The following is a 25,343-nucleotide window of genomic DNA, read 5'->3' on the forward strand; positions in this document are numbered from 1 at the left end:
CTCAGCAAGTCTATTGGTAAATTTAAAATAGGGCAGATAAATGATGCATAATAAGATAAACTGCCTCGTTCTCGTTGTGCGCGCGGCGTTTGGATTTAGCATCTATAAACCAAGTAGCGATGACCGAAAAGATAACTGAAAATTTATAAAAGACGATGGATATAAGGCAGCCTATTATGGAGCAAAAAAAATCACCCTATGGCACACAGACAAAATGGGGTAGAGCATAAGCCTGTCTTTATGCCGAGAGTCAACAGCGACAATCTAGTAAAAACAGACATGGTCAGATTTGAACGCCATGTGGGATTTGCGACCAGACAAAAGAAAAAATCTACCAATGATATGCATCAAGTCATTCGTAAAAAATACGGTTTTAAGCATGTTTTGGAGTTATCCAGTAAATCTGGCAATAAGCTGAGCTTTCCGCTGAGTCCGTTTAGTTTAAAGATCACTAACTATCGTTTATCCATTTATCTAAGAGTGAACTATTAGACTCCGTACTTATGAGCAGGTTTTTTCCTTATCCCAAATTTCACATTTGCTAGTAATAACCCCGACAATATCAATATCATTGCCAGCATTTTCCACCACGTTACAACTTCGCCCGTAAGCACTACGGACGTTGTCATACCGAATACCGGCACTAATAGAGCAAATGGCATAACCTTGGAGGCAGTATTTTGACTGAGTAGATGTGCCCAGAGTCCGAAGCCGACTAGGGTTGAGATATACACGATAAACCCAAGCGACAGCCACGACTTCATCGACGCTTCGGTAAAGGTTGCCAGCTGCCATGCATCGGTCTCAAATATAAGCGAAGATAACGTCAAAAACACGCAAGCGATCAGAGCGCCCCATGCGACCAGTGCAAGAGCAGACAAAGCAGAGGTTTTGTTTTTAACGGTGGTAGGTGCTGTTGCTGTTTTTTGTTGTGCCGCTTTTAAGGTCGCTTGTGCTGAGGCTTGCTTGGATGCAATGTTGCCAAAGCTCCAGCCCACTGCGGCAATCAAAATGCAGACAAATCCAGCCACAGGCATATCTCCGCCGAGATTGAGCGCAATCACACCAAGGCCCAATACCCCAACCATCATACCGATGACTTGCATGCGACTGACTGCTTCACCCAAGATAAAGTACGCCAACAACACAGTGATAAAAATTTGCATTTGTAGCAACAACGCCGTCAAACCCGGTGACGCACCTAGATGCATGGCCGTAAATACAAAGGCATATTGCATGACAAAGGTACCGATAGCATAGATGAGTAAGGTACGGTTAAAGGTAGGCGGTTTAAGAAAAAACACCAAGGGCACTGCGGTAAAGAAAAAGCGTAGGGCAGTGAGCATTAGTGGCGGGAAGCTCTCTAATCCCCATGCAATAAAGGTGAAGTTCACACCCCAAATAAAGGTAACCAGTACAGCCAGTGCAGTGTATATCGGGTTCATAGTGTCATCCTAAATAATGACGATCCATATGGAATGTCTCAACTATAGTTTATATGACCACAACAAACCCGATACAGTTTCACTTATGATGAACAAAGTGTATAGTCGCTCTTAGCGTGACAATTTTTTAGATTTTTATTATCAACGATAAGTACTTTTATCATGGTCGAAAACTACAAGCTCAATCCTAACTTAACAAAGACTGCTGCCGTCGCTGAATGGCTAAAGCAGCGCATTGATTGGCAAATTTACTTGCCCAACCAGCGTGTGCCATCGGTGCGAAAACTATCCAAACTCATGGGTATATCGAGCTTCACCGTTGTGCAAGCTTATGAGCAACTGGTGGCAACCAATGTCTTGGTCGCCAAGCCAAGCTCAGGCTATTATGTGAATGAGCAGACAAGACTAGTACCGCCCAACCGTGACAAAAAAGTTGCCCCCAAGCAGCCAGTCATAGATACTCGCTGGCTGGTACAGCAAGTGTCGAGCGATATTCCGCATCACCGATCCCCAGGCGTGGGCACGCTACCTAGAGACTGGATACGTAATGACAAGATGGAGTGGGCGATACGGCAGGTCACCCAGCAAGCAGACGGCTTCATCTATGACTATAGCGCGGTGCAAGGCTATTTGCCGCTGCGTCAGCAACTGGTGCAGCAGCTGAATGTGCTAGGTATGCAGACCTATACAGACAATGTCATGACCACCGCAGGCATATCACACGCCATTACTATGATTGCCCAACTATTGACTGAGGTCGGTGATACGGTGATGGTCGATGGGCCGGGCTGGTTTTGGTTATCGAGCTGTCTACAACAGCAGGGACTCAATGTTGTCGCGGTCGAGCGCGATCACCAAGGCCCCGATATTGAGCAGATGCAACAGCTGTTTGAAACGTATCATCCAAAGCTGTATTTGACCAACAGCGTGCTACACAATCCCACCTCTTATAATCTGCATCCTGCGCGGGCGCATCAAGTGCTTAATCTTATTCATCAATACGACGCGTATATTTTTGAGGATGACTTATACGCCGCGTTTTTGCCGAGTGGTCAAGTCCTGCGTTATGCTAGTCTTGACCAGTTCGAGCGCGTGTTTTATGCGACAGGATTTTCAAAGTCGATGTCATCAGGCTGGCGCGTTGGCTTACTGGTCTGTCCCGATCATTTCATTGATGATGTGCTGCGTATCAAAACCTTGAGTAATATGAGTACGCCAGAGTTTGGTGAGCGCGTGATTCACCACTTATGGACGCATGGTGAATACCGCAGGCAAATCAAAAAAGTCCAGCAGCAGTTATATCGTGCGCATGAGCGGATGCGCATAGCATTGCCTAAGATCGGACTTGTCTATCCTGAGCATACGCAGGCAGGCCTCTTTGTGTGGGTGGATACGCATCAAGACACCAGCCAGCTGGCACTAGATGCCTATAGCGATGGCTGGCTAGTGGCACCGGGGCATTTATTTCATCCAGATGCCAGTGCCTCAACCTATCTGCGCCTGAACGTATCGACGAGCAGTGATGCATTTTTGGCTTGGCTGGGCGATTATTTGAATCATTGACAATACCAGCCTGCCTGCTATGTCTGTTCAGCCTACGATGTCTTTACTTACAGTGAATATTTACCACCAATAGGTTGGATACTGGCTATTCTTACCTAGGTTGTTATGGCAATGGCCGTACCGACCGCCATTGCCATACTCCACCATTGAATACCAAATAGTGTCATAAATACAAGCCCTGTAAAGGTTGCGATAACATGTCCACCGATGACATTTCTTGGCCATGCAAAGGGGCTGGCAGAATAGGCAAAGATAAGTAAATAGCTGGCACCGAATGATCCTAGAAACATCATCAGTGCTAAACTATTGCGTACCACTGCAAGGATGCAGTAGCAAGTGTGCCACCAAGCCACTATCATCACCAGATGTTTATGATGCAATTAAAAGGTTATTGTGAGAAATGGGATGTCAAACCAGCAGAAGACGTTGCTAGGAGCTGTTTGGGATTTTTGACCGACTGGAGCTCATCAGAGGGTTTTCACGGATGTATGTTTATCAATGCGTGCGCCGAATATTAAGCTGCTGAGTCTATGCCGCATCAAATCGCCAATCAACACAAAAGGGAGGTTAGACAATGGTTATTTGCTCAGTTTGAGCGAGTAGGCGCTCATCACCCTCAGCAGAAAGCCGATACTTTATTTGTATGGGGTGAAGGCCTTATTGTGACAGCGCAAACCGATCAAAAAACCACTGCCACTGAATAATGAGCTTTTTATAGAATTAATAAAAAAATAGCTTGTCTTAGGTATTGGCTGGTAGTATCGGTATTAGAACAGATGCTGTCGCCATGGTAAAGGAGGCATAATTGGACATCACCAACACTGACAATCAGTTTGAAATATACACCACCGATGATGGGCAAACGCAGATTGAGATTCGCCTAGAGCAGGAGACGCTGTGGCTGTCGCAAGCGCAAATGGCAACCTTGTTTGACAAAGATTCAGATACCATAGGACTACATCTAAAAAACATTTACAAAGAAGGCGAATTAGATCAAACAGCAACTACCGAGGAATCCTCGGTAGTTCGCCAAGAAGGGTCGCGCCAAGTACGCCGTAAGATTCGTTTTTATAATCTAGATGCCATTATCTCGGTGGGTTATCGGGTCAATTCCAAAAAAGGCACGCAGTTTCGGATATGGGCGACTCAGCGTTTGCGTGAGTACTTACTACAAGGCTATGCCATCAATGAACAACGCTTTGACAAAAACGCCGCCGAGCTACAGCAAGCCCTAGCCCTCATCAAAAAAACTGCCCAAAGCCCCGAGCTACACACCGATGAAGGGCGCGGACTCATTGAGATTATCAGCCGCTACACACAGACGTTTTTGTGGTTACAGCGTTATGACGAAGGCTTGCTCAATGCGCCAGTAGGACAGGCAGGCGGTATTCTGCCCAGTACAGTTGAGGCCATGGCAGCGCTCACGCATCTAAAGGCGCAGCTGATAGCACGAGGTGAGGCGACAGTATTGTTTGCCAAACCGCGCGGCGATGGCTTGGACAGTATCTTGGCGACATTAGAGCAAACGGTGTTTGGTGAGCCAGCTTATCCGACAATTGAGAGCAAGGCGGCGCATTTACTCTATTTTATGGTCAAAAATCACGTCTTTACTGATGGTAATAAGCGTAGCGGCGCATTTTTATTTATCGACTTTTTGCATCGCAATCAGCGCCTACTTGACAGTAAAGGCGATACAGTGATTAATGATACTGGACTTGCCGCGTTAACCTTATTGGTTGCTGAGTCTGACCCCAGTCAAAAAGAAACTTTGATCAAGCTAATTATGAATATGCTGTCGTTAGAAAACTGATAACGATTATAACTATGATTGGCTTTATTTTGTGATTCGTATCATCGTATAGAAAGACAGATATTAAGGATAGTGTCTGTCTTTCTATACGGTGATTGTTTATGTGGAGCAAGAAAGTATTCTATTGAGCAGTGCTAGATAGAATATCTTTAAATTCTAATAGCTAACAACTTAATCAAATAAGAGTTTATTTATGCTGTGATAGTATCATGGGTTCCATAAATAAATTACTCGAGATGTCTTATTTAACATAATATACATTATGCGAAAACATACCGGCGGTTTCAGTATAAGAGTAAATATCAATCTGCGTCATATCGTTTCTATATTTAACTGCGTATTTTTAAATTTAAAATAGCTTGGCGCTGACATTTTTAATATCAATTCAGTTTTCTACTAACGACAAGTTTCAAGCAAATGCTTACTCAAAGTTCCACCATCTTCATTTAAGCTAACATCTGCGATTTGGCAATCTTTATCATTGCATGTCAAATCATAATAAATATTGCTACCTTGCGCCAAGCTGACTTTAACCAATCCTTTATCAGTCATCGAAAACTTCTTGTCTTGAGTATAATCAGGGTCTTGAGAATCCCACAGCACATCATAATCAACATTGCAGGACGTTTGATTTTTATCAAAGTAATCTTGTTCTAGCTGCATGGCTGCTTGTAAATCAGCATTGGCATATTGCTGTAGCACTATAGGATTACTCATACCTTGGTCATCGATATCTTGTTGGTACATTTTTGTGATGGTCGTGATTTTCATATCAGCCACAGCAGCTTGTTTCTGAAATGCTTTTGTCACATCTGCTGTGGCAGTACCGACAGTTGTCAGTGCTATGGTTGATAGTAATATCAGCGATTTGTATGTTGGCATGTCGTTCTCTACGAGCTTTTATCTTATAAGTGTTACGGTCTATTACATCATAGCCATATAACGACTCTGCTGTATTATCGTATCATTCAGGTTCACTCATCAAAATTCCGATTACATAGCGCTTTTATGCTCTTTTATCTATTGTGATGACAACTTTTAGTGGCTTATCGTGACGTTTATTTCACTAATAACTGTGGTAAGGATGCTTTTATGATAATACTACCTACCTTTTTCAAGGAGAAATCTGCGGCATTGGCCTCTAGTAGCCTTTTATTGCTTGCTTTGACCGCGACTGGCTGCCAGTCCGCTTCTGAGTCCAGCGAAGCGATTGTCGCTCAACCTACCAGCACCTCAGCAACGGCTATAAGTACTGATATCAGTCAACAAACCCTAAAGCAGCAAGCGTTGCGTATACAGCGGGCACTCGCCAATAAGGATTTTGCTAGAATTACTGATGATATTCATCCCACACGTGGCGTCCGTTTTTCGATGTATGCCTACGTGCGCCCTGAGTCAGACAAGGTTTTTAGCCGCGCGCAATATGCACAGTATTTGCAGCAGTCCAAAATCCGCTTTACTTGGGGTGAACGTGACGGCTCTGGTGAGCCATTAATCATACCGCTACCAGAGTACCTAGACACTTGGGTAAAGGCCAAAACCTTTAATGACGCTACCCTTAGCGTCAATGAGTTTCAAAAAAGTGGCAATAGCATCAATAACCTAAATAAAATATATCAAAACTCTGATGTCGTTGAGTTTTACTATAAAGGTAGTGATGAATACAGCGGTTTAGACTGGCGGGTGTTGCGCTTGGTGTTTGATGAGTATCAGGGTAAGCGTTATCTCGTCGCTGTCGTTAACGATCAGTGGACGGTTTAAATAACAGCGTAAGCATCTTTATGGTCAGATAAATTATATTAAACAAGGGCAATGCGTCATATATGAAGCACTGCCCTTTTTGTCTCTTTATCATATTGAATTATATTTAATTTTTGATATATATTTTACTTTATGCTTTTGGCTGAAGTGGACTTTGCTTAAAAAACTTCACCATAATATCGTAAATGTCAGGATAAGCATCCACTAGCTTTTGCGGCGTCTCAAAAAATACTTCGCTCAATACCGCAAAAAACTCGGCAGGATTGGTCGCACCATAACGATCTAAACCTGACTTACGATGCGTTTGAAAGTCTTCGAAATCTCGCGACATGATTTGTGTCCAACGTGCAGGATCCATGTCAGGCTGCATCGGTGGAAAGCCATTAGCGCGGCCATTCATCATATCAAGCTTATGCACAAACTCGTGAATCACCACATTGTGTCCGTCACGCTCACCTGAGTGCTTGGCATCCTTCCATGAGAGAATGACAGGACCTCGCTGCCATGCTTCCCCACTACGGTGCTGACTGCCCTCATGGACGATACCAAATTCATCTACCGTTGTACTCTCACTTTTGTACGAACCTTGATAAATAATAATAGATGACCAACCGCTATACCACTCAAGGCTGAGGTTTAAGATAGGCAAGCACGCCTGTAGTGCAATGGATTGTCTGACCGCATTAGTAATCTCAAAACCTTGTGCACCCACAATCGACTTATCATCCAAAAACAAAGTCGCCAAGTCAAACAAGCGGCTTAGCTCGTCTTCAGTCAACCTATCCAATATCATGATACACTCAGCCGCCCGCGCCCAGTCTTCATGCGTGAACTTGCTGTTGTCCAATATACGCTGCTCACGCCAGTCTTTTATGATGTCAAACATACACTTTATCCCTATTCTTCTTAGTATATAGGCCAGCCGTTCTACGTATATTATAGCGATAACCAGTAGCACGCCATGATAATTACTATATTAAAATGTATAAAAACGCCGCTCATAAATACATTACTGAGCGGCGCAGACTGTCATCCATACATTATGTTTTAAAATTGATATTGTAAGCCTAACTGTAATGACAGTTTAATCTTACCCAAAGGTCGCCGTATTGATGAGGGTGATGAGTACTTTAATACCATCCGTCATCAATGGTCAGATGCGTTGCGTCGCACGTTAGTTGAATTGCCCAAATGCCCTGATAATTATTGGGGATACCCTTCACTCTTAGACCCAATTTGAAAACTGGTCGTCACATCAATAAAATCACACCAATAAAAACGGTGCGGTGCGACTGTCTTCTGATTGGGCCACGTCTTCTGGCGTACCTTGAGCGACAATTAACCCGCCCTCATCACCTGCCCCTGGCCCCATATCAATCACCCAGTCGCTATTGCTGGCCACTTGCATATCATGCTCAACCATGATGACGGTGTTCCCCGCATCGACCAAACCGTTTAATTGCGTCATCAGCATGGATACATCAGCAGGATGTAAACCTGTGGTTGGCTCATCTAAGATATAGAGCGTATCGCCTCGTTGCGTGCGTTGTAGTTCAGTGGCAAGCTTAATACGCTGTGCTTCACCCCCTGACAACTCAGTGGCGGGCTGCCCCAAACGTAAGTAGCCAAGCCCCACTTGCAGCAACGCATCCAATGCGCGCAAGATAGGCGCTTCATCAACAAAGAACTCATGAGCCGCTTCAACGGTTAAATTTAATACTTCAGCAATGTTTTTATCTCGATACGTGATGGTAAGTGTTTCTTCATCATAGCGTTGCCCGTGACAGACCTGGCAAGGTGCATAGACACTTGGTAAAAATAGCAGCTCCACACTGACAAAACCCAAACCTTCACAATTTGGACAGCGGCCTTTTTTGGTGTTAAACGAGAAACGTCCAGCGTCATAGCCATGTGCTTTTGCTTGCTTAGTTGCGGCAAACAGCTTACGCACATCATCGAACAATCCTGTATAGGTTGCTAGGTTTGAGCGCGGTGTCCGCCCAATCGCCTTTTGATTGATATTAATAAGACGACGGACTTGCTCCATGCCAGCGACGATTTCACCACCAGTGATTGTCTCAAGCTCTTGCTCAAGCAAATCTGCCTCACCTACAGGCGCTTCAGTAACCGTCTTTTGCCCCAATACTTCACTGATAAGCTCTACCAATGCTTGGCTGATAAGACTCGACTTACCTGACCCTGAGACACCCGTGACACTAGTCATCACCCCAAGCGGAAACTCAACATCCAAGCCGATTATATTATTGCGCTCGATATTTGCGAGTTTCAGCCACGCTGTCGGTTGCCTTGTGTCAGATTTTGACTGATGATTCGCCGTGTCGTTAGCAAAGAGATATTGACCCGTATGCGACTGCGCAACCTCACGTAGCCCTTCTACAGGCCCACTATAGACAATCTCGCCGCCATGCGTGCCAGCCTGTGGCCCGACATCGACCACCCAATCAGCATGCCCAATCACACTCACGTCGTGCTCAACCACAAACACCGAGTTACCAGATGCGATCAACTCATCTAGCGCCCCAAGTAGCGCCTGCGTGTCAGCAGGGTGCAGACCTGCTGATGGCTCATCAAGGACATAAACCACGCCAAACAGTTGCGAGCGAATCTGGGTCGCTAATCGCAATCGCTGTAGCTCACCAGGCGATAGTGTTGGTGTGGTACGCTCAAGTGACAGATAACCGAGTCCAAGCCTTGTTAGTGCCTCAATACGAGAGAGAATATCACTGGCAATACGCTGGGCAACGATGGCTTTTTCGCGGTTTGGTGTATCATCAGCTATCTTGGTATGCGCTGTTTTCTCAAGTTTTTGGGCCATGTCCGTCAATGTAAGCTGTGACAGCTCACCGATATCGAGTCCTGCAAATTTAACCGACAGTGATTCTTTCTTAAGTTTTTTGCCGTGACATTCTGGACACTCGGATATCTGCATAAATTGCGACACGCGTTTCTTGGTGCGCGGGCTTTGAGTGGTGGCAAAAGAATGCAAAACAAAGTTTTTGGCACTGGTAAACGTACCCATATAGTTTGGCTTTTCCCCTTTCTCAATGGCCTCCCGTGTCTGTTCTATATCATACTCAGGATAAACAGGCACTGTTGGTGTCTCATCGGTAAACAAGATCCAGTCGCGGGTCTTCTTTGGCAGGGTGTGCCAAGGTTTATCAATATCATAGCCGAGCGTGGTCAATATACGGCTCAGGTTTTGACCTTGCCATGCCGGTGGCCATGCGGCAATAGCTCGCTCGCGAATGCTTTTGGTATTATCTGGTACCAGCAGATCCTCGGTGACCTCAAATACACGGCCGATACCTGAACACGTGGGACAGGCACCATCTGGCGTATTGGGCGAGAACGCATCGGCATACAGCATCTCTTGGCCGGCGGGATACTCTCCGGCTCGTGAGTACAACATACGAAGACCATTAGATATGGTTGTTACACTACCGACGGACGAGCGTACTGACGGCGTACCCCGCTGCTGCTGTAAGGCAACTGCTGGCGGTAACCCTTCTATAGTATCGACATCGGGTTCATCAACCTGATCGATGAGCCTTCTGGCATAAGGCGATACTGAATCAAGATAGCGCCGCTGTGACTCGGCAAATAGCGTACCAAATGCCAGTGATGATTTTCCCGATCCAGATATACCCGTAAAGACCACTAAGGCATTGCGCGGTAAATCCACATCGACGTTCTTTAAATTATGAACACGCGCACCTCTGACCTGAATATTTTCTTGATTAGGGTTGTATAGAGCGTTCTTGACGATACTTGTCTTATTTTCTGTTGCTTCTAATTGTTTTGGATTGGCCATGACGCTATTTTTCCTATTGAGACACTATTTATTGCTAATGTATTTATTATTATTCATCTGAGTAGCAGGAAGGTTAACACGTACTCATGCAGGGGTGTGGCAAAGCTTACGTATCAATAGCATCGATAGACAAAACGACAACTTAAGTCATTAGGCACCTTATAATAAAAAAACCCGCAATCATTGCAGGTTTTTTGAGGAAAAAATGCTATCAGAATATGGATAACCTAAACACTAACCCACTACCAAGCGCATCAATTGGGTACTGATATACCCGCCAAACGTACCCACCGCATAGCCCATAATACCCAAAAACACGCCAACAGGCGCAAGCGATGGATGAAAAGCCGTCGCGACGATCGGTGCCGACGATGCGCCACCTGTATTGGCATTAGAACCTACCGCCAAAAAGAAAAACGGCGCACGGATAAGTCTGGCAACCCCAAAGATAATCACCACATGGATACTCATCCATAAAAAGCCGATAAGCAATAGCCGCCACTGCGAGACAATACCTGCCAAATTAATCTGCATACCAATCGCGGCAATCAGCACGAAGATAAATACGGTACCCATTTTGGACGCGCCCACATGGTCGAGTCTGCGAATCTTAGTAAAAGAAAAAATGACGCCTAACAGAGTAATAATGACCACCATCCAAAAGAATGAACTGGCAAAACTATATTGCACCGCCCATTTATATGGGGCAAAAAAGTCAGCAATTTGTCCACCAACAAAGTGCGCCACTCCTACCATGGCAAAGCACAAGCCAAACATCACCATCAAATCATTAATGGTGGCTGGACGGGCATGATCGCGCTCATAGCTTTCGACGGCTTTAATGACTTTATCAATACTACTGGTATCAGCGCGCAAGAATCGATCGATCTTTGCGCTGTGTTTTGCCATCACCAAGATTGCGAGTAACCACAATGAGGCATTGGTGGCATCCACCAAGATCATCATGCCAAACAAATCATCACTGACCCCAAACAGCTCTTTCATTGCCGCTTGGTTAGCTGCACCGCCGATCCAACTGCCTGCCACGGCTGAAAATCCACGCCATAATGTATCATCGAGGAACATTTCAGGCGATACCCACTTAGCTATTCCTAAACTAATGGGACCGCTAATAACAATAGCGATACTGGCGGCAAAGAACATGGCAATCGCTTTCCAACCTAATCCTAGTATTTTGGGAACATCCATGGATAAGGTCATCAATAGCAAACTGGCTGGCAGCAGATACGTCGCGGTAAATCCATAAATCTGTGAACCCACCCCATCGGCGAACATCCCTAAGCTATTTAAAGTAGCAGGTATAAAGCAGCACAGCACAATACCGGGCAATACCGCATAAAACCGTCGCCAGAATTTACCCGGCAAACCTTGGGTATAGAATACTAGGCCAATGATTGCCATAATGATACCGAAAGCTAATGGCAGGCTATCAATTGCTAAAGAGGAGGTAGTAGGCATCAAGGCGCTCCGAGGCAAACAACTGGCAAAAGTGAATCAGTATAGACAAGCTAAAAAACTCGTGCAAGCAGCCATGTCAATGATCTTAATAACTGCTGAGCTCTAAACGAATCATAGTTAGTCATGCCTGCAAAAGCTTAACTATACCATCAGCGAACAATGGGTCACACACAAAAAAGCCAGATAACAAGTATCTGGCTTTTTACTACTTTAGACGATTAATGAATTAGTAATTAGTAGCTTTAATCGTTCGTTATAGCGATATTATGAGTTTTTACCACGGTTGCCACCGTTTGGACGACCTTGACCACGGCTGTCAGAACGATTTGCTGGGCGACCTTGGCTGCCACTTGGACGACCACGGCCTGTAGCTGCACGGTCACCGCGCTTGCCCTGATATGGTTTACCACCAAAACGGTCTTTTGGCTTACCTGATGAATCACGTGACTTGCCAGCACCTTGGCCTTGGTATCCACTATCATTGCTGGCGCGCTGGCCTGTTGCTGCGCGATCGTTTGAGCGACCACGGCCACCGCCAGTAGACTTGCCAGCATAACCACCGCTTGAGCGTCCGCGACCACGGCCACGCCCGCGTCTTTTGTTTTCGCTTGGTACGTAGGTTTTCTTAGGCTCCATGCCTTCGATAACGCACACTTCCATCTTGCGATCTAAGTAACGGTTGATGGCGGCCAATTGTGGACGATCGTCCATGCTGCATAGGCTGATAGCCACACCAGTACGGCCAGCACGGCCACAACGACCAATACGGTGGACGTAATCTTCAGTCTGACGTGGTAAATCATAGTTGATGACGTGCGAGATGGCTGGCACGTCAAGACCACGGGCAGCAACGTCAGTCGCTACTAAGATTTTTACCTTACCATTACGCAAATCTTGAACGATGCGGTTACGCTTGCTCTGTGGCAGGTCACCATGTAGGAAGCTTGCTTTATGACCCGCTTCTTGTAGTTGTTTTGCCAATTTTTCAGTGCTACGTTTGGTTGCAGCAAAGATAATGATTTGATCCATCTCTTGTTGGCAAACGATTTTGTCAAGCAAGCGGTTTTTGTGATCAAAATCATCACAGTAGTACACTTTTTCTTCGATGTGTGCAGATTCTACTTTGATTGATACGCGCTCAGGGTTCTTAGTGAAGCTGGCAGCGATTTTACCGACTGGGCCATCCCAAGTTGCTGAACACATGATCGTCTGACGATCGATTGGCGCGGCGCTTAAGATATCACTGATGTCATCAGCAAAACCCATGTCTAGCATACGGTCCGCTTCATCTAGTACCAACACTTCAAGGTTTGATAAATCCACACGGCCTGCTTTTATATGGTCAAGCAAACGACCAGGCGTGGCGACGATGACCTGTACACCTTTACGTAGGGCGGTGATTTGACCGTTGTAAGGCGCGCCGCCGACCAAGGGCACGCAGAACAAACCGCGCATGTCTTTTGAATACGTGCGTACGCTGTCATGCACCTGCTGAGCAAGCTCGCGCGTTGGCGTTAGGATAAGTGCTTTGGTCAGTTTATCAAAGCTGGTGGCACGGCTTAAGCGATCGAGTACTGGGATTACGAATGCTGCTGTTTTACCACTACCTGTTTGCGCTGACAATAAAAGGTCACGGCCGGCTAGTGCAAACGGAATGGCTTGTTCTTGGATAGGGGTTGGATTGGTATAACCGATACGATCAAGCGCGGTCAAAATCGGCTTGGCAATATTAAGATCGCTAAAGGTTGTTTTGTCTTCTGAGGCCGCATCTGTTGCTGCTTGAGCAGTAGCGTCATTGTTAGAGGTGTCAGTGTTTGCAGTAGTGTCGTTGCTTTCGATGATACCGTTTTCAGCGGCAATTGCAGATAAGATGTCAGTCATAGGAATCCTTGGTAAGTATAAGCTGCTGTAAATTCAGCAAACTTGATGCATACCACTGATAACCGTTCATTACGCTGCTTTTATTAAAGGTTACCGAGCAACATAAAAGTGTCGATAATCAGAAACCAAGCCATTAGAGCTTAGCGTCTTTATAATAAATGCGTTCGTGCTGTCTGACGTATTTTGGTGGTAGTGCCGAGTGTCTTATCCATGCTTGATATACGCGCATTATCAATGCTTTGTCCAAAGCAGATAATCGCAAACAGCAACCAATCTAGACCATAGGTCAGTAGATAAGATATGAGTCAAAAATAACTGATATGTTTAAGACGTTATTTAAGTACACAAAATCATCGGCAACAATTACTTATGGTCATCCTAGACCCAAAATCGCAGGCGATGTTATCAATCTCATAATTCACGAAAGCCTAAGCTTGCGTGGCGACGCAGTATAGCACAATAAAAAATTATGTGTAGCCATTTATTCAATTACTGAGTAAATAGCCCGAATAAGTCCTCTATTGAGCATGCTAAACGTCTCATTCAACAAAAAATCGGTGATTATTTGACTACTTTAACATCCGTGACATAAGTCGGCAGCTGCCATGCCCCGCCCGCTTCAATAAGACGGCACAGTCCAGTGGTGCTTTCATGGCTTTTCTCAAACGAGCGGCCCGTCCACACCCAATCGACTTGACTCATACAGTCGCCAATACCGCGACCTTTTTGTACTGAGCTAAGCTTACCTTTGTCGTAATTGGTGGCGCTAGTCGTGACCAATGTCGGCTTGTAAGGTTTGCTATCATTGATCACCCACACCCCACTACCCACATTGTAAGCAGCTGTCCAACAATCATGCTGTGCGAGCAGCTGTGAATCATTTAGGCGACTGACACGCCAAGGTGACTTGTCTGATAGATTTGGGCAGTCAGCATCGGCATCTTTCATCGTTCCTTTCATCAATGAGGCCAATTGAGAGGATCTCATGACAAACTTTTTATCGCTAGCAGCAGACTTACCACTAGGCTCTACAAAACGTAGTACAGGTACTGCTTTAGGGGGTAAGACATTACTATTAGATTTGGTCGCATTATCATGGTTCATCAGCGCACTTGGCGTACCCACGCGTCCTTGGACATCATCGGCCTTTAACATGACCGCACTAGCTCCTCTGTCTGAGAGTTGCCAGCGCGAGTTACGTAATACGAATGTGATTTTGCTTGATCGCTGAAGGGCGCTAACTAAGGCGGTAACTTGCGCTTGAGTAAGCTCAGCATGGCCTGCGGCTGCAGAATACGGCTTGGTTTCACCATAGTTTCTATCGTTAATAAACAAAGAGATACGGTGGCGGTTGCCAAGCTGCATGAGAGCTTTAGAGGAGCTGTCTTTGGTACCACCAAGCTTGACTTTGCCATCTACAGCGGCGTTTGCCCCTGCACGGCGGGTCAATAAGACAGAGACAGGAAATTCACTGTTATTTTCTGCTTGATAGCCTGCTATCCGGCAAGTACGGGTATTATCACAGACCACCTGCCAATCTTGGCTGGTAAATTCAGTTTTGGCGTTTACCATACTTGCTGTACCAAACAAAGCCATACTAACTGCTGCAAGCATGGGTAAGTGCATTTTATTATTGTGTTTCATAATCCATTACTCATCAATTAAATAAGTATAAACATCTGTCTGTTACAGTGATAAGCGGTTATCTTAACGCATTAATGTTTCTATCTGTTGTGCTAATGTACCATTATGTAAATGCAAAAGAAAGTGGTCATCAATTTTATATTTATTATTTTAAATATAATAAAAATAAGCCGATAAGTGCGTAACTTAAACTTACCAGCCTAAATGTCATTGAAAATAATTAAATGATGCTCGTGCTAATAATTAATCGATTGGTTTTAGTTCTAGCTCCACAGCACGCTTGACGGCAGGTCTCTCAGCAATTTTTTTCGCCCAGCGCTGTATGTGTTTGTAGTCTTGTACTTGCAAAAACTCTGCCGCATCATATAGCTTACCGAGTACCAACTGTCCATACCATGCCCAAATAATCATATCGGCAATATTATAATCAGCTTCATCATTACCGCATAAATACTCACTGTCTTTTAGATGGGTATCTAATACATCAAGCTGACGTTTAGTCTCCATGGTGTAACGATTAATTGGATATTCTAACGGCTCTGGTGCATAGGCATAGAAATGTCCGAAGCCGCCACCTAAAAAAGGCGCACTACCCATTTGCCACATCACCCACGACAGACAGTCTGCTCTCGCTTTTCCTAGCGATAAAGGTAGGAATCTATCAAATTTTTCTGCCAGATACATCAAGATAGCGCCCGACTCAAAAAGAGCAATCGGCTCGCCAGCGGTACCAGCAGAATGATCGACCAACGCTGGAATTTTTGAGTTAGGGTTAATCGCTACAAACCCTGAGCCAAACTGTTCACCTTGCGAGATATCAATTTTATAAGCATCGTACTCAGCACCGCTAATACCAAGCTCTGCCAGCTCTTCTAATAAGATATTAACTTTAACACCATTGGGTGTGTTCAGTGAGTATAGCTGTAGCGGAGCATCGCCTACTGGTAGCTCTTTATCATAACGAGCGCCAGAGGTTGGGCGATTGATGCTTGCGAACTTACCGCCGTTGTCTTTGTCTTGTGTCCAAACTTTAGGCGGTACATATTTATCGTTTTGTGTGTCACTGGTTGATGCATTACTCATAAAATATCCTTAGTTATTATTGCCATTATTTTTGGTTATATTAGGGCGTGTTGAACCTTCGACCATGGCACTGACAGCGACTATTTTTTAGGCGATTCGATGTTAAAAATAATAAGTTTAGTCACTCTAAGCGCTTATTTTTAACGATGAAGCGGCAAAAAAGAGTCCTGTCCCCTGCTTTTATCGTTGGGGCTGATGCTAAAATTGCCCCATACTGCGTTACAAATCTCGCTAAGGCATCTGCATTATCGTCGCTTTGTGCCTTGTCTGGAACAATTTTAGCGATCAGCAGTGCCTATTTGCGAATGTTCAACACGCCCTAGCTTTTACTTATCTTAGTACTGTTTTTCTTGATATAGTCAATCCTAAATAAAACAGATACATTATATATCAAGGTGGGACTGGTCTAAATTTTCCTTGCGTGCTGTGCCTAGGCTGCTCGATGCTGCGAAAAATTTATCCCAGTCCCACTGTATCGCTTTTATACTGAATTCACTATAGCCATGCTAATTTCTCTATTAATTACCATGCTATTTATTAGCTAGGCTTTACTATAACGATAACCTCTGCTGATATTAAAGTCTTCTCTTGTAATCAATGTTACGATTTTACTGTGATTAATGACATACCACTCAATGACCCAAGCCCGCCATAATGCTTCGTTACCTTGAGGCACTTTAATTACCCTCTAAGCTTTCTTATACTACTCAACTTATATCGCGCAATCTGTTCGTAAAGACGCGAACCTCACGATTTTATAATAAGATATCCAATGGGATTGACATGCTGACGCTCACCCCAGCTCAAAATAAATACCTACCCTATGTGTTAGCAGTGGCGCTATTCATGCAAATTCTGGATGCCACTATCCTGAACACCGCACTGCCGCAGATGGCCTTGGCATTAGATGAGTCACCGTTAAAAATGCAGTGGGCCGTTATCAGCTATGCATTGACCTTGGCAATTTTTATTCCAATTAGTGGGTTTTTGGCAGACAAATACGGTACGCGCCGCGTTTTTCTCTCTGCTATTGTGATATTTTGCATCGGCTCACTGCTGTGCGCGATGGCCTCTACTTTAAATTTTTTGGTCGCATCACGGGTGATACAAGGTATTGGCGGCGCTATGATGACCCCAGTTGGGCGTTTGATTTTAGTAAAGTCCTACCCACGTAATCAGTTATTGACGGTAATGAATTTTGCAGTGATTCCTGCCTTGGTCGCGCCGCTGGTTGGACCCTTGCTTGGCGGGTATTTGGTCCAATATGCCAGTTGGCACTGGATATTTTTGATCAATATTCCGATGGGTGTGGTGGGGTTTGTCATTGGCAAAAAACTCATACCTGCGCTGTTTGGGGATAAGCAGTCTTTAGACTGGGTCGGTTTTGGGCTGTTTGCATTGGGTGCGTGCGCCTTAACCTTGGCAGTTGAGATGGGTTCAAAAGTGGGTCACGGTTACAATGCGCTATTGCTAGCTGCCGCATCGATTGGTTTTTTACTGGCCTATGTATGGCATGCCAAACGCCATGTTGCGCCGCTATTTTCTTTGACACTCTTTAATGTGCCCACTTTTCGTATTGGTATTACTGGCAATCTATCCACGCGTATTGGCATCAGTGCCGTGCCTTTTTTATTACCATTACTATTACAAGTCGTTTTTGAATACACGCCTTCGCAGGCAGGCTGGTTATTAGCACCCATTGCAGTTGGTGCACTTGGGATAAAACCCTTTGTCAGCAAAATTATCCAGCGTTACAGCTATCGCGTGGTATTGGTATACAACACCCTTATTTTGGGTTTACTGATTATTGTACTAGGACAGTTCTCAGATGCGGCGCAGTGGCCATGGATGATTCCGGTGCTGATTGTGATTGGTGTTTGTAACTCAATCCAGTTCAGTGCCATGAATACCATCACTATCGGCGATCTACAAGGGGCACAGACCAGTAGTGGCAACAGCTTAATGGCCGTCAATCAGCAAATGGCAATCGGATTGGGTATTGCCTTTGGTGCCGCACTGCTCAACTTGTTACGTGATCGGTTTCAAGTAGATACCTTACTTGCTTTTCAGGTCACTTATTGGATACTGGGCGGCTTTACTATTCTCTCAGGATTGGGCTTTTTACGGTTAAAACCAGAAGATGGGCGTGGTTTGTACTAACTACCTCGGTAAATACTTAAAAGCTGATTGCCGCATATAAGCCTTTAGTGGTTTCTAAACGTAAAAAGCCAGCGTGTATTTTGGTTAAAAACCAATCACACGCTGGCAAGTTTGTTTCATTGCTGATTGAGACGAATGCTAATTAAGACAAATTACTTATGGCTCGTCATCATCACTGATTTGTGATTGAATATAGCGTTCTGCACCCATACTTTCTATCAAATCTTCTTGCGTCTCTAGCCAATCCTGGTATTCTTCATTACCATCTTTTATCGTAACCAGTAGGTGACGAGACACATAGTCAGACTTTGTCTCGCATAGGGTAATCGCATCCGTAATGATATCAAATTTTTGTTTTTCTAAACGCAAGTTGCAATCAATCACTTCTGGCACATCCTCGCCGACCAATACCTTACCCAATTCCTGTAAGTTAGGTAAACCACCTAACAGCAAGATACGCGCAATCAAATCATCTGACCATTTCATCTCAGCGATAGACTGCTTATAAAGTGAGTCGTTAAGCGCTTCTAAGCCCCAATGACGGACGATACGTGCGTGCAAGAAATACTGGTTAATCGCAATTAATGATTGACCAAGTACCTTGTTTAATGCACGAATGACCTCTTTATCCCCTTTCATAATCTCTCTCCCTTTCTTATTTATATTAAATACTATAGTTTTTATTCGTATCTATGATGATATCAAACAAGATTAGGAGTGACTTCAGCCATCTGGGTCTGTAGATAATTAGGCAGACCAATCATGTCAATTAAGCGTAACTGTTGTTCAAGCCAATGCGCATGGTCTTCTTCCGTATCTTTTAGCTGCTCAACAAGCATCTCACGTGTGACATAGTCGTGCTCTGCTTCACAAAGCGCAATGCCTTCTTTTAGATGTTTTTGTACTTTATATTCTAAATCAAGATCAATCTGTAGCATCTCAGGAACCGTGCTGCCGATATTGACCTGATCGATCGTCATGTTAGGTGTACCACTTAGCATTAAGATACGACGAATAATTGCTTGTGCGTGTAGTGTTTCGTCTTCCATTTCATGATGGATACGATCGTACAATTTGCCATAATGCCATTCAGCATACATCTCTGAGTGAATAAAATACTGGTCACGTGCCGCCAGCTCGCCGCCTAACAAGAAATTTAAATAATCAATAACTTTTTGACTGCCTTTCATAATGCACACTCCTCTATATGTTTTTGCCGATCTATATATTCATATTTTTATATATAAAGATACCTAAATACGTAAACTGATCAGTAAAGGGTCAAATCAATAAAACGTCTTACAATCTTTGACAGATATAGTAGCATACAGTCGTCACCTGGCATGTAATGTTGTGAACTAAGAATAAGATGCTAATTGAGAATTGTAATTAGCTACAGTTGTCAGTTACGATACTTGATACATATTGATAGCAGCGATGTTGGCATATCTATGAGGTTATATGGACGCCTGCTATTTACTCCTTATGTATAATAAAAGAATAGATGCAATATATTGAATATATTTGGTTGGATTAGAGATAAGATCGACTAAGCTAAAAGTAGTTATACTGCATACGCTAAGACATCGAGTGCTGCGTGATGTTCGTCTAAGTAATCATTGACCATAGGCTCACAGCATCCACAGCAAGTTGCAACGTCGAGAGTGTCTTTTAGACCATCAAGGGTATCTACACCAGAAGCAATGGCTGCTTGGATTTGCTTTTCTTTGACGTTATTACAGATACATACGTACATGGATTGGCTCCTCTGATTACCACTATTTGATAGCGACTACTTGCTTAGCATCACGCTGATTACATGCAGTATAATAACGATAATTGTTATCATTTTCAATAACATTCGGAACTTTTTTGGTCGTGATGGTACAGTTGTATTTCGCACCATTCACCTATGTAAGTGGCTATAAGCGTCCATGTAACCGAATATTATAGAAGGTAGTAAATTAACGACGAACTGTAATTTTGCTTATTTTTTAATCGATTTTCTAGATAACTGCTATTATATTGAACCCCTATAAACGAAGTCCATTGGAATTTTCCTATGTCTGATAATAATTTTACGATACGACCTATCGATTTGTTCAAAGTCCTATCTGATCAAACACGCCTAAAAATATTTCAAATTCTTTTTAAAAAAGAAGCACGTTGCGTGGGTGATTTGGTAGACATGCTTGATCAACCGCAACCAACGATATCGCGTCATTTGAACCATTTGAAAAAACTGGGTATCTTAAGCTGTGTACGTGACGGTACATGGATGTGGTATGAAGTCGCTGATGACTTACCAGAATGGTGTCAAGACATCTTGAATATCACTTATGATCAACTCTCTCCAAGTGATTCAGATAAAGATGAATCGAGACTTGCTTAAATGTTATAGATAGACAAGTGTAGTTAATTGCATTCTGTATGATTCAACAAGCCAAAAAAAAATCCTACCTAAGTAGGATTTTTTTTGTCTCATCAGTTATGAATGACAGTGAGATAAAAGCTGAGCCGCTAAGCCAAATCTAAGAAGTCGCTGATAAAGGCATTAGCTGGCTGGTGTATCAGCTCCTCTGACGTTCCTACCTGCTCTACTCTACCTTGATTCATGACGACGATCTCGTCAGAGACGGCGCGGGCTTCTTCTTGATCATGGGTCACCATAATACTTGTGATACCAAGCTCGTGGTGGATATTCTTTAGCCAAGTGCGCAGCTCTTTACGTACTTTGGCATCTAACGCACCAAATGGCTCATCCAGCAATAGTAGCTTTGGCTTGACCGCAAGTGCCCGTGCTAGTGCAATACGCTGACGCTGACCGCCTGACAGTTGGTGCGGATACGCATTGGCAACTTGTGGGAGCTGTACCAGATCTAACAGCTCTGCCACGCGCTTATCGATATCCGCTTTGCTAGGACGTTCATTCTTTGGTAGTAACGTCAATCCAAAGGCAACGTTATCTGCGATGTTCTTATGACGGAACAACGCATAATGCTGAAACATAAAGCCAATATGACGCTTCTGTACTGGCGTATTGGTGACATCCATCTCATCAAACAGTACCTGTCCAGAGTCGGCATATTCCAGACCCGCAATGATACGTAGCAATGTGGTCTTACCGCAGCCTGATGGACCTAGCAAGGTCGTCAGCTTGCCAGTTGGCACAGTAATATTGATATTGTCTAAAGCCGTAAAGTCACCAAATTTTTTATTAACGTTGCGAATCTCAATGCTCATAATGGTATCTCTTATAATATCTTTTGTCGTATTGAGACTGATGTCTTAACGACTGTGTCAATATGATTGAACAATCCTGAATACTTACCCAAACAACTTATAGCTTACTAGCACTCTCAGCCGTTGACGTCGTCGCATTGGCACTCACTGGTAGCTCAGGGGCAGCCGCCAAACGTTCAGACTTAGCAAATTTTCGCTCTTGTACTTTGGTCATGACTTGCTGAATCAGTAGCGTCACTAAGGCAAGTGCGGCAAGTAAGCTCGATAAGGCAAATGCAGCGGTAAAGTTATAATCATTATAGGCAATCTCAACCAATAGCGGCATGGTATTGGTCTCACCGCGAATGTGACCAGATACCACACTGACCGCACCAAACTCGCCCATCGCACGTGCATTGGTCAAAATCAAACCATACAGCAGCGCCCATTTAATATTAGGCAATGTCACATGCCAAAAAGTCTGCCAGCCAGTCGCACCCAAGGTTAATGCGGCTTGCTCTTCAGAGTCGCCTTGGGTCTGCATCAATGGTATCAGCTCACGTGCCACAAACGGAAAGGTCACAAATAGCGTCGCCAGAATAATACCAGGCACCGCATAGATGACTTGAAAACCCATACTTTCAAGCCAGCCACCAATCGTAGAGTTCATTCCGAATAGCAGCACAAACATCAAACCGGCAACGACAGGTGATACGGAAAATGGTAAATCAAGTAAGGTGGTGACCAGCTGCTTACCTTTAAACTGATAGCGTGTGACCAACCATGCAATCGCAATACCCATGACCATGTTGATCGGTAAAACAATCGCCGCTGTGATCAATGTCAGTTTGATCGCTTGTAATGCCTCAGGGTCAACCAATGACGCAAGATATAACTGCCAGCCGTTTTTAAAAGCCTCATAAAACACAGCCAATAATGGCACCACCAGCATTAAGACCATAAACAGCACAGCGATCACAATAAAGGTACGGCGTATCCATGGCGTGTCTTTGGTCGCAGCGTTGCTTTGGTAGTCGTAGCTATTAGATATTTGCATATTAGCGAGCTCCTACGCGGCGTGACAGTTTCCACTGCATGATATTGATGGTCAATAAAATCACAAATGAGATGAGTAGCATAAACAGTGCAACCGCAGAAGCGCCTTGAACATCGAACTGCTCAAGTTTACTGATAATGATGAGCGGCAAAATCTCAGACTGCATCGGAATATTACCCGCGATAAAAATAACGGAGCCATACTCGCCAGTAGCACGGGCAAACATCATACCTGCACCCATTAGTAGTGCAGGCAGTAGTTCTGGCAAAATCACTTTACGAAAAGTGGTTAAGCGATTGGCACCCAATACGGCTGCGGCTTCTTCAAACTCAACCGATAGCTCTGCGAGTACTGGTTGTACTGCACGGACGATAAAGGGAAAGCTCACCACAACCAATGCTAGCCAAATACCTATCGGCGTAAAGGCGACCTGAATATCGAACTTGGCAAACCATTGACCAATCAAGCCATTAGGCGCGTATAGCGTCGCAAGCGAGATACCTGTAACGGCGGTTGGTAGTGCAAATGGCAAATCAACCAAGGCATTAATTAACGACTTACCCCAAAACTCATAGCGGACAAGTACCCACGCAACCAGTGTACCAAAGACCATATTGGTCAGCATCGCCAAAAATGACATCCATAAGCTGAGCTTAATTGCAGCAGTGACTTGCGGCTGGGTGATGGTTTCCCAAAAACCCGTCCAACCCATCTGAGTTGTGGTATAGGCCATCATGGCAAACGGTAGCACCACTAGTAATGACAAACTAAAGACAGTGATGCCCATGCTCAGACCAAACCCAGGTAGCACATTGCGCTGACGCAAGCGTGTCAACCACCCTTTTTTGTTGGTGGGTTTGCTGGCAGAAGAAGATGTTGCACTCATAGTGATGTCCTATTGCCTAACTGATGGTACTTAGCGAGGGTGCTCACCGTAAGACCATTATTATCACAACTGTTATTAAAATTATTATTGGTCGGCTTACAATATAAAGGACATAGTGCATACGACCATGTCCTTTATGGGGTGCTTAATGACTGACTGTACGATTAACTGCTTCAACCAGTTTTAGTGGTTAGCGCACTAGCAGTTCTTATATACGTAGCAGGCGATTACTGCGGCGCATTAACAGCCAACTGATCAAACACACCGCCATCACTGAAGTAGGTGCTCATGATCTCATCCCATGTGCCAAAGGCATCGTTCGGGCGGAAAGTTTCAACAGGTGGCAATTTGTCACTGTTTTTGTCAAGAACGCTCTTAACGCTAGGACGTAAGTATAAATCGGCTGCTAGTTGCTGAGCAGGCTCACTCCACAAGTAATCAAGATACGCTTTGGCCGCGTCTGTGGTACCTTTTTTGTCTGTTACCGTCTTCACAACTGCCACAGGGCTTTCTGATTTGATTGAGTATTTTGGATAAACGATATCTACTTGACCCGCACCAAAATCAGTCGCTGCAAGGTTGGCCTCGTTTTCAAAAGTGACCAATACATCACCGATACCGCGCTGTACGAAAGTCGTTGTCGCGGCACGTCCGCCGTTTTCATAGACTTTGACATTTTTTAGCATGTCTTTGACGTAGCCTTGAGCTTTTGTTTCATCTTGATTAAAAGCATGTAGACCATAACCGTAGGCGCCTAAGAATGCATAACGACCGTTACCTGTGACCTTTGGATTGGCCATGACAATCTCAACACCGTCTTTGGTCAAATCTTCCCAGTCTTTGATATTTTCTGGATTGTCTTTACGTACCAAAAATACGATCGTACTGGTAAACGGCACTGCGTTGTCAGGGAATTTGCTTTCCCAATCTGACTCAACCAAGCCTTTTTTCTCAAGTAGCTCGATATCAGAGCCTTGGTTCATGGTGGCAACATCGGCTTGTAGACCATTAGCCACAGACAATGCCTGTTTGCTTGAGCCCCCATGTGACTGCTTGATTAGAATCTTGCTGTCTGGATGTTCCGCTTTATAATGCTCAACAAACAAAGGGTTGTAGTCTTTATAGAAGTCACGTGCCACATCGTATGAGACATTGAGTAGCTCAATATTCTGCCCTTCTGTCGTCGCTGAACCGTCAGCTGCCGCCTCAGTCGTCTCACTGTTGCTACAGCCAGCTAGACCCAATGTCAGAACAACGCCAGCAATGCTCAAGGCACTAAGGGTTTTACTCTTTTGTTGATAACGAGCTACGTCTGTCATAAATACCTCAAAGATGTCTGTTGTGTAATGCAAGTATGCTAACAGCGCCATCTTATTATGTTTAATGATGAATATGCGTATGTTATTGCCAAAAGGGAATAACAAGCAGGCAAAGCCAATCATATCAATAATTTATGAAAATTATATACGCATAACCAACTGTTTTCTGATTTTAGCATTGGATACGTCTTATCTATCTTG

At 44.3% G+C, this 25,343-nt stretch carries 22 protein-coding genes and 1 pseudogene; 7 read left to right on the forward strand and 16 right to left on the reverse strand.

Going from position 1 to position 25,343, the window contains the following annotated elements; all coding sequences use genetic code 11:
* Positions 1 to 198 precede the first annotated feature (198 nt).
* Positions 199 to 492: a DarT1-associated NADAR antitoxin family protein gene (locus CUR83_RS07085; protein WP_227517171.1), complete on the forward strand. Its 294-nt coding sequence runs from the start codon at positions 199 to 201 to the stop codon at positions 490 to 492.
* Here CUR83_RS07085 and CUR83_RS07090 read toward each other — a convergent pair.
* Complete coding sequence (locus CUR83_RS07090; protein WP_071001563.1) at positions 489 to 1,445, reverse strand: EamA family transporter; 957 nt, start codon at positions 1,443 to 1,445, stop codon at positions 489 to 491. The genes CUR83_RS07085 and CUR83_RS07090 overlap by 4 nt on opposite strands.
* Positions 1,446 to 1,607: 162 nt before the next feature.
* On the opposite strand from CUR83_RS07090, the gene CUR83_RS07095 reads away from it, so the two are divergent.
* On the forward strand, positions 1,608 to 3,008 hold the full coding sequence (locus tag CUR83_RS07095) for an aminotransferase-like domain-containing protein (RefSeq protein WP_071001564.1): 1,401 nt from the start codon (positions 1,608 to 1,610) through the stop codon (positions 3,006 to 3,008).
* Positions 3,009 to 3,103: 95 nt separating this feature from the next.
* On the opposite strand, the gene CUR83_RS07100 is transcribed toward CUR83_RS07095, so the two are convergent.
* The gene (locus tag CUR83_RS07100) at positions 3,104 to 3,301 is read right to left on the reverse strand and encodes an HPP family protein (RefSeq protein ID WP_227517172.1); all 198 of its coding nucleotides are present in this window, start codon (positions 3,299 to 3,301) and stop codon (positions 3,104 to 3,106) included.
* Between the two features lie 237 nt (positions 3,302 to 3,538).
* Here CUR83_RS07100 and CUR83_RS07105 point away from each other — a divergent pair, with 237 nt between their 5' ends.
* On the forward strand, positions 3,539 to 3,712 hold the full coding sequence (locus tag CUR83_RS07105) for a hypothetical protein (RefSeq protein ID WP_156770951.1): 174 nt from the start codon (positions 3,539 to 3,541) through the stop codon (positions 3,710 to 3,712).
* Positions 3,713 to 3,813: 101 nt separating this feature from the next.
* Positions 3,814 to 4,818 carry a virulence RhuM family protein/type II toxin-antitoxin system death-on-curing family toxin gene (locus CUR83_RS07110; RefSeq protein WP_071001565.1) on the forward strand — a complete coding sequence of 335 codons (1,005 nt, stop codon included), beginning with the start codon at positions 3,814 to 3,816 and terminating at the stop codon, positions 4,816 to 4,818.
* Positions 4,819 to 5,214: 396 nt separating this feature from the next.
* Here CUR83_RS07110 and CUR83_RS07115 read toward each other — a convergent pair whose 3' ends face one another.
* Entirely contained in the window at positions 5,215 to 5,700 is a 486-nt protein-coding gene (locus CUR83_RS07115) for a hypothetical protein (protein ID WP_071001566.1), read from the reverse strand.
* 210 nt (positions 5,701 to 5,910) lie between these two features.
* Here CUR83_RS07115 and CUR83_RS07120 point away from each other — a divergent pair, with 210 nt between their 5' ends.
* Positions 5,911 to 6,579 (forward strand): hypothetical protein, encoded by a 669-nt coding sequence (locus CUR83_RS07120; protein WP_071001567.1) that lies wholly within the window; start codon positions 5,911 to 5,913, stop codon positions 6,577 to 6,579.
* A 130-nt stretch (positions 6,580 to 6,709) separates the two neighbouring features.
* On the opposite strand, the gene CUR83_RS07125 is transcribed toward CUR83_RS07120, so the two are convergent.
* The 6 genes from CUR83_RS07125 to yghU all read right to left on the reverse strand — a co-directional run bounded on the left by CUR83_RS07125 (position 6,710) and on the right by yghU (position 16,498).
* Positions 6,710 to 7,465 (reverse strand): M90 family metallopeptidase, encoded by a 756-nt coding sequence (locus tag CUR83_RS07125; RefSeq protein ID WP_071001568.1) that lies wholly within the window; start codon positions 7,463 to 7,465, stop codon positions 6,710 to 6,712.
* Positions 7,466 to 7,843: 378 nt separating this feature from the next.
* Complete coding sequence (gene uvrA, locus CUR83_RS07130; protein WP_284719368.1) at positions 7,844 to 10,411, reverse strand: excinuclease ABC subunit UvrA; 2,568 nt, start codon at positions 10,409 to 10,411, stop codon at positions 7,844 to 7,846.
* A 234-nt stretch (positions 10,412 to 10,645) separates the two neighbouring features.
* Positions 10,646 to 11,890, reverse strand: coding sequence for a DUF819 family protein (locus CUR83_RS07135; protein ID WP_071001570.1), 1,245 nt, complete (start codon positions 11,888 to 11,890; stop codon positions 10,646 to 10,648).
* 264 nt (positions 11,891 to 12,154) lie between these two features.
* Complete coding sequence (locus tag CUR83_RS07140) at positions 12,155 to 13,771, reverse strand: DEAD/DEAH box helicase (RefSeq protein WP_284719369.1); 1,617 nt, start codon at positions 13,769 to 13,771, stop codon at positions 12,155 to 12,157.
* Between the two features lie 561 nt (positions 13,772 to 14,332).
* Entirely contained in the window at positions 14,333 to 15,415 is a 1,083-nt protein-coding gene (locus tag CUR83_RS07145; RefSeq protein ID WP_284719370.1) for a DUF1176 domain-containing protein, read from the reverse strand.
* Between the two features lie 243 nt (positions 15,416 to 15,658).
* Entirely contained in the window at positions 15,659 to 16,498 is an 840-nt protein-coding gene (yghU, locus tag CUR83_RS07150; protein ID WP_093071037.1) for a glutathione-dependent disulfide-bond oxidoreductase, read from the reverse strand.
* A 783-nt stretch (positions 16,499 to 17,281) separates the two neighbouring features.
* Between yghU and CUR83_RS07155 the strand changes: the two genes are divergently transcribed.
* The gene (locus CUR83_RS07155) at positions 17,282 to 18,658 is read left to right on the forward strand and encodes a DHA2 family efflux MFS transporter permease subunit (protein WP_093071035.1); all 1,377 of its coding nucleotides are present in this window, start codon (positions 17,282 to 17,284) and stop codon (positions 18,656 to 18,658) included.
* A 156-nt stretch (positions 18,659 to 18,814) separates the two neighbouring features.
* Here CUR83_RS07155 and bfr (CUR83_RS07160) read toward each other — a convergent pair whose 3' ends face one another.
* The 3 genes from bfr (CUR83_RS07160) to CUR83_RS07170 form a co-directional block, all read right to left on the reverse strand.
* Complete coding sequence (bfr, locus tag CUR83_RS07160; RefSeq protein ID WP_284719371.1) at positions 18,815 to 19,297, reverse strand: bacterioferritin; 483 nt, start codon at positions 19,295 to 19,297, stop codon at positions 18,815 to 18,817.
* Between the two features lie 62 nt (positions 19,298 to 19,359).
* A complete protein-coding gene (gene bfr, locus CUR83_RS07165; protein ID WP_093071032.1) occupies positions 19,360 to 19,848 on the reverse strand; it encodes a bacterioferritin in 489 nt (162 codons plus the stop codon).
* Positions 19,849 to 20,222: 374 nt separating this feature from the next.
* Complete coding sequence (locus CUR83_RS07170) at positions 20,223 to 20,414, reverse strand: (2Fe-2S)-binding protein (protein WP_058025142.1); 192 nt, start codon at positions 20,412 to 20,414, stop codon at positions 20,223 to 20,225.
* A 306-nt stretch (positions 20,415 to 20,720) separates the two neighbouring features.
* On the opposite strand from CUR83_RS07170, the gene CUR83_RS07175 reads away from it, so the two are divergent.
* Positions 20,721 to 21,050: an ArsR/SmtB family transcription factor gene (locus CUR83_RS07175; RefSeq protein ID WP_071001576.1), complete on the forward strand. Its 330-nt coding sequence runs from the start codon at positions 20,721 to 20,723 to the stop codon at positions 21,048 to 21,050.
* Positions 21,051 to 21,181: 131 nt separating this feature from the next.
* On the opposite strand, the pseudogene CUR83_RS07180 reads toward CUR83_RS07175, so the two are convergent.
* From CUR83_RS07180 to CUR83_RS07195, 4 genes and pseudogenes are all read right to left on the reverse strand, one after another.
* A pseudogene (locus tag CUR83_RS07180) lies at positions 21,182 to 21,901 on the reverse strand (sulfate/molybdate ABC transporter ATP-binding protein); the annotation flags it as partial.
* 97 nt (positions 21,902 to 21,998) lie between these two features.
* Entirely contained in the window at positions 21,999 to 22,937 is a 939-nt protein-coding gene (gene cysW / locus CUR83_RS07185) for a sulfate ABC transporter permease subunit CysW (RefSeq protein WP_093071030.1), read from the reverse strand.
* Between the two features lies 1 nt (position 22,938).
* Positions 22,939 to 23,823, reverse strand: a complete 885-nt coding sequence (gene cysT / locus CUR83_RS07190; RefSeq protein ID WP_071001578.1) for a sulfate ABC transporter permease subunit CysT — start codon at positions 23,821 to 23,823, stop codon at positions 22,939 to 22,941.
* A 227-nt stretch (positions 23,824 to 24,050) separates the two neighbouring features.
* Positions 24,051 to 25,142, reverse strand: coding sequence for a sulfate ABC transporter substrate-binding protein (locus tag CUR83_RS07195; RefSeq protein WP_071003608.1), 1,092 nt, complete (start codon positions 25,140 to 25,142; stop codon positions 24,051 to 24,053).
* Positions 25,143 to 25,343 lie beyond the last annotated feature (201 nt).

Source organism: Psychrobacter pocilloporae, from assembly GCF_029872915.1.
Taxonomy (GTDB): Bacteria; Pseudomonadota; Gammaproteobacteria; order Pseudomonadales; family Moraxellaceae; genus Psychrobacter; species Psychrobacter pacificensis.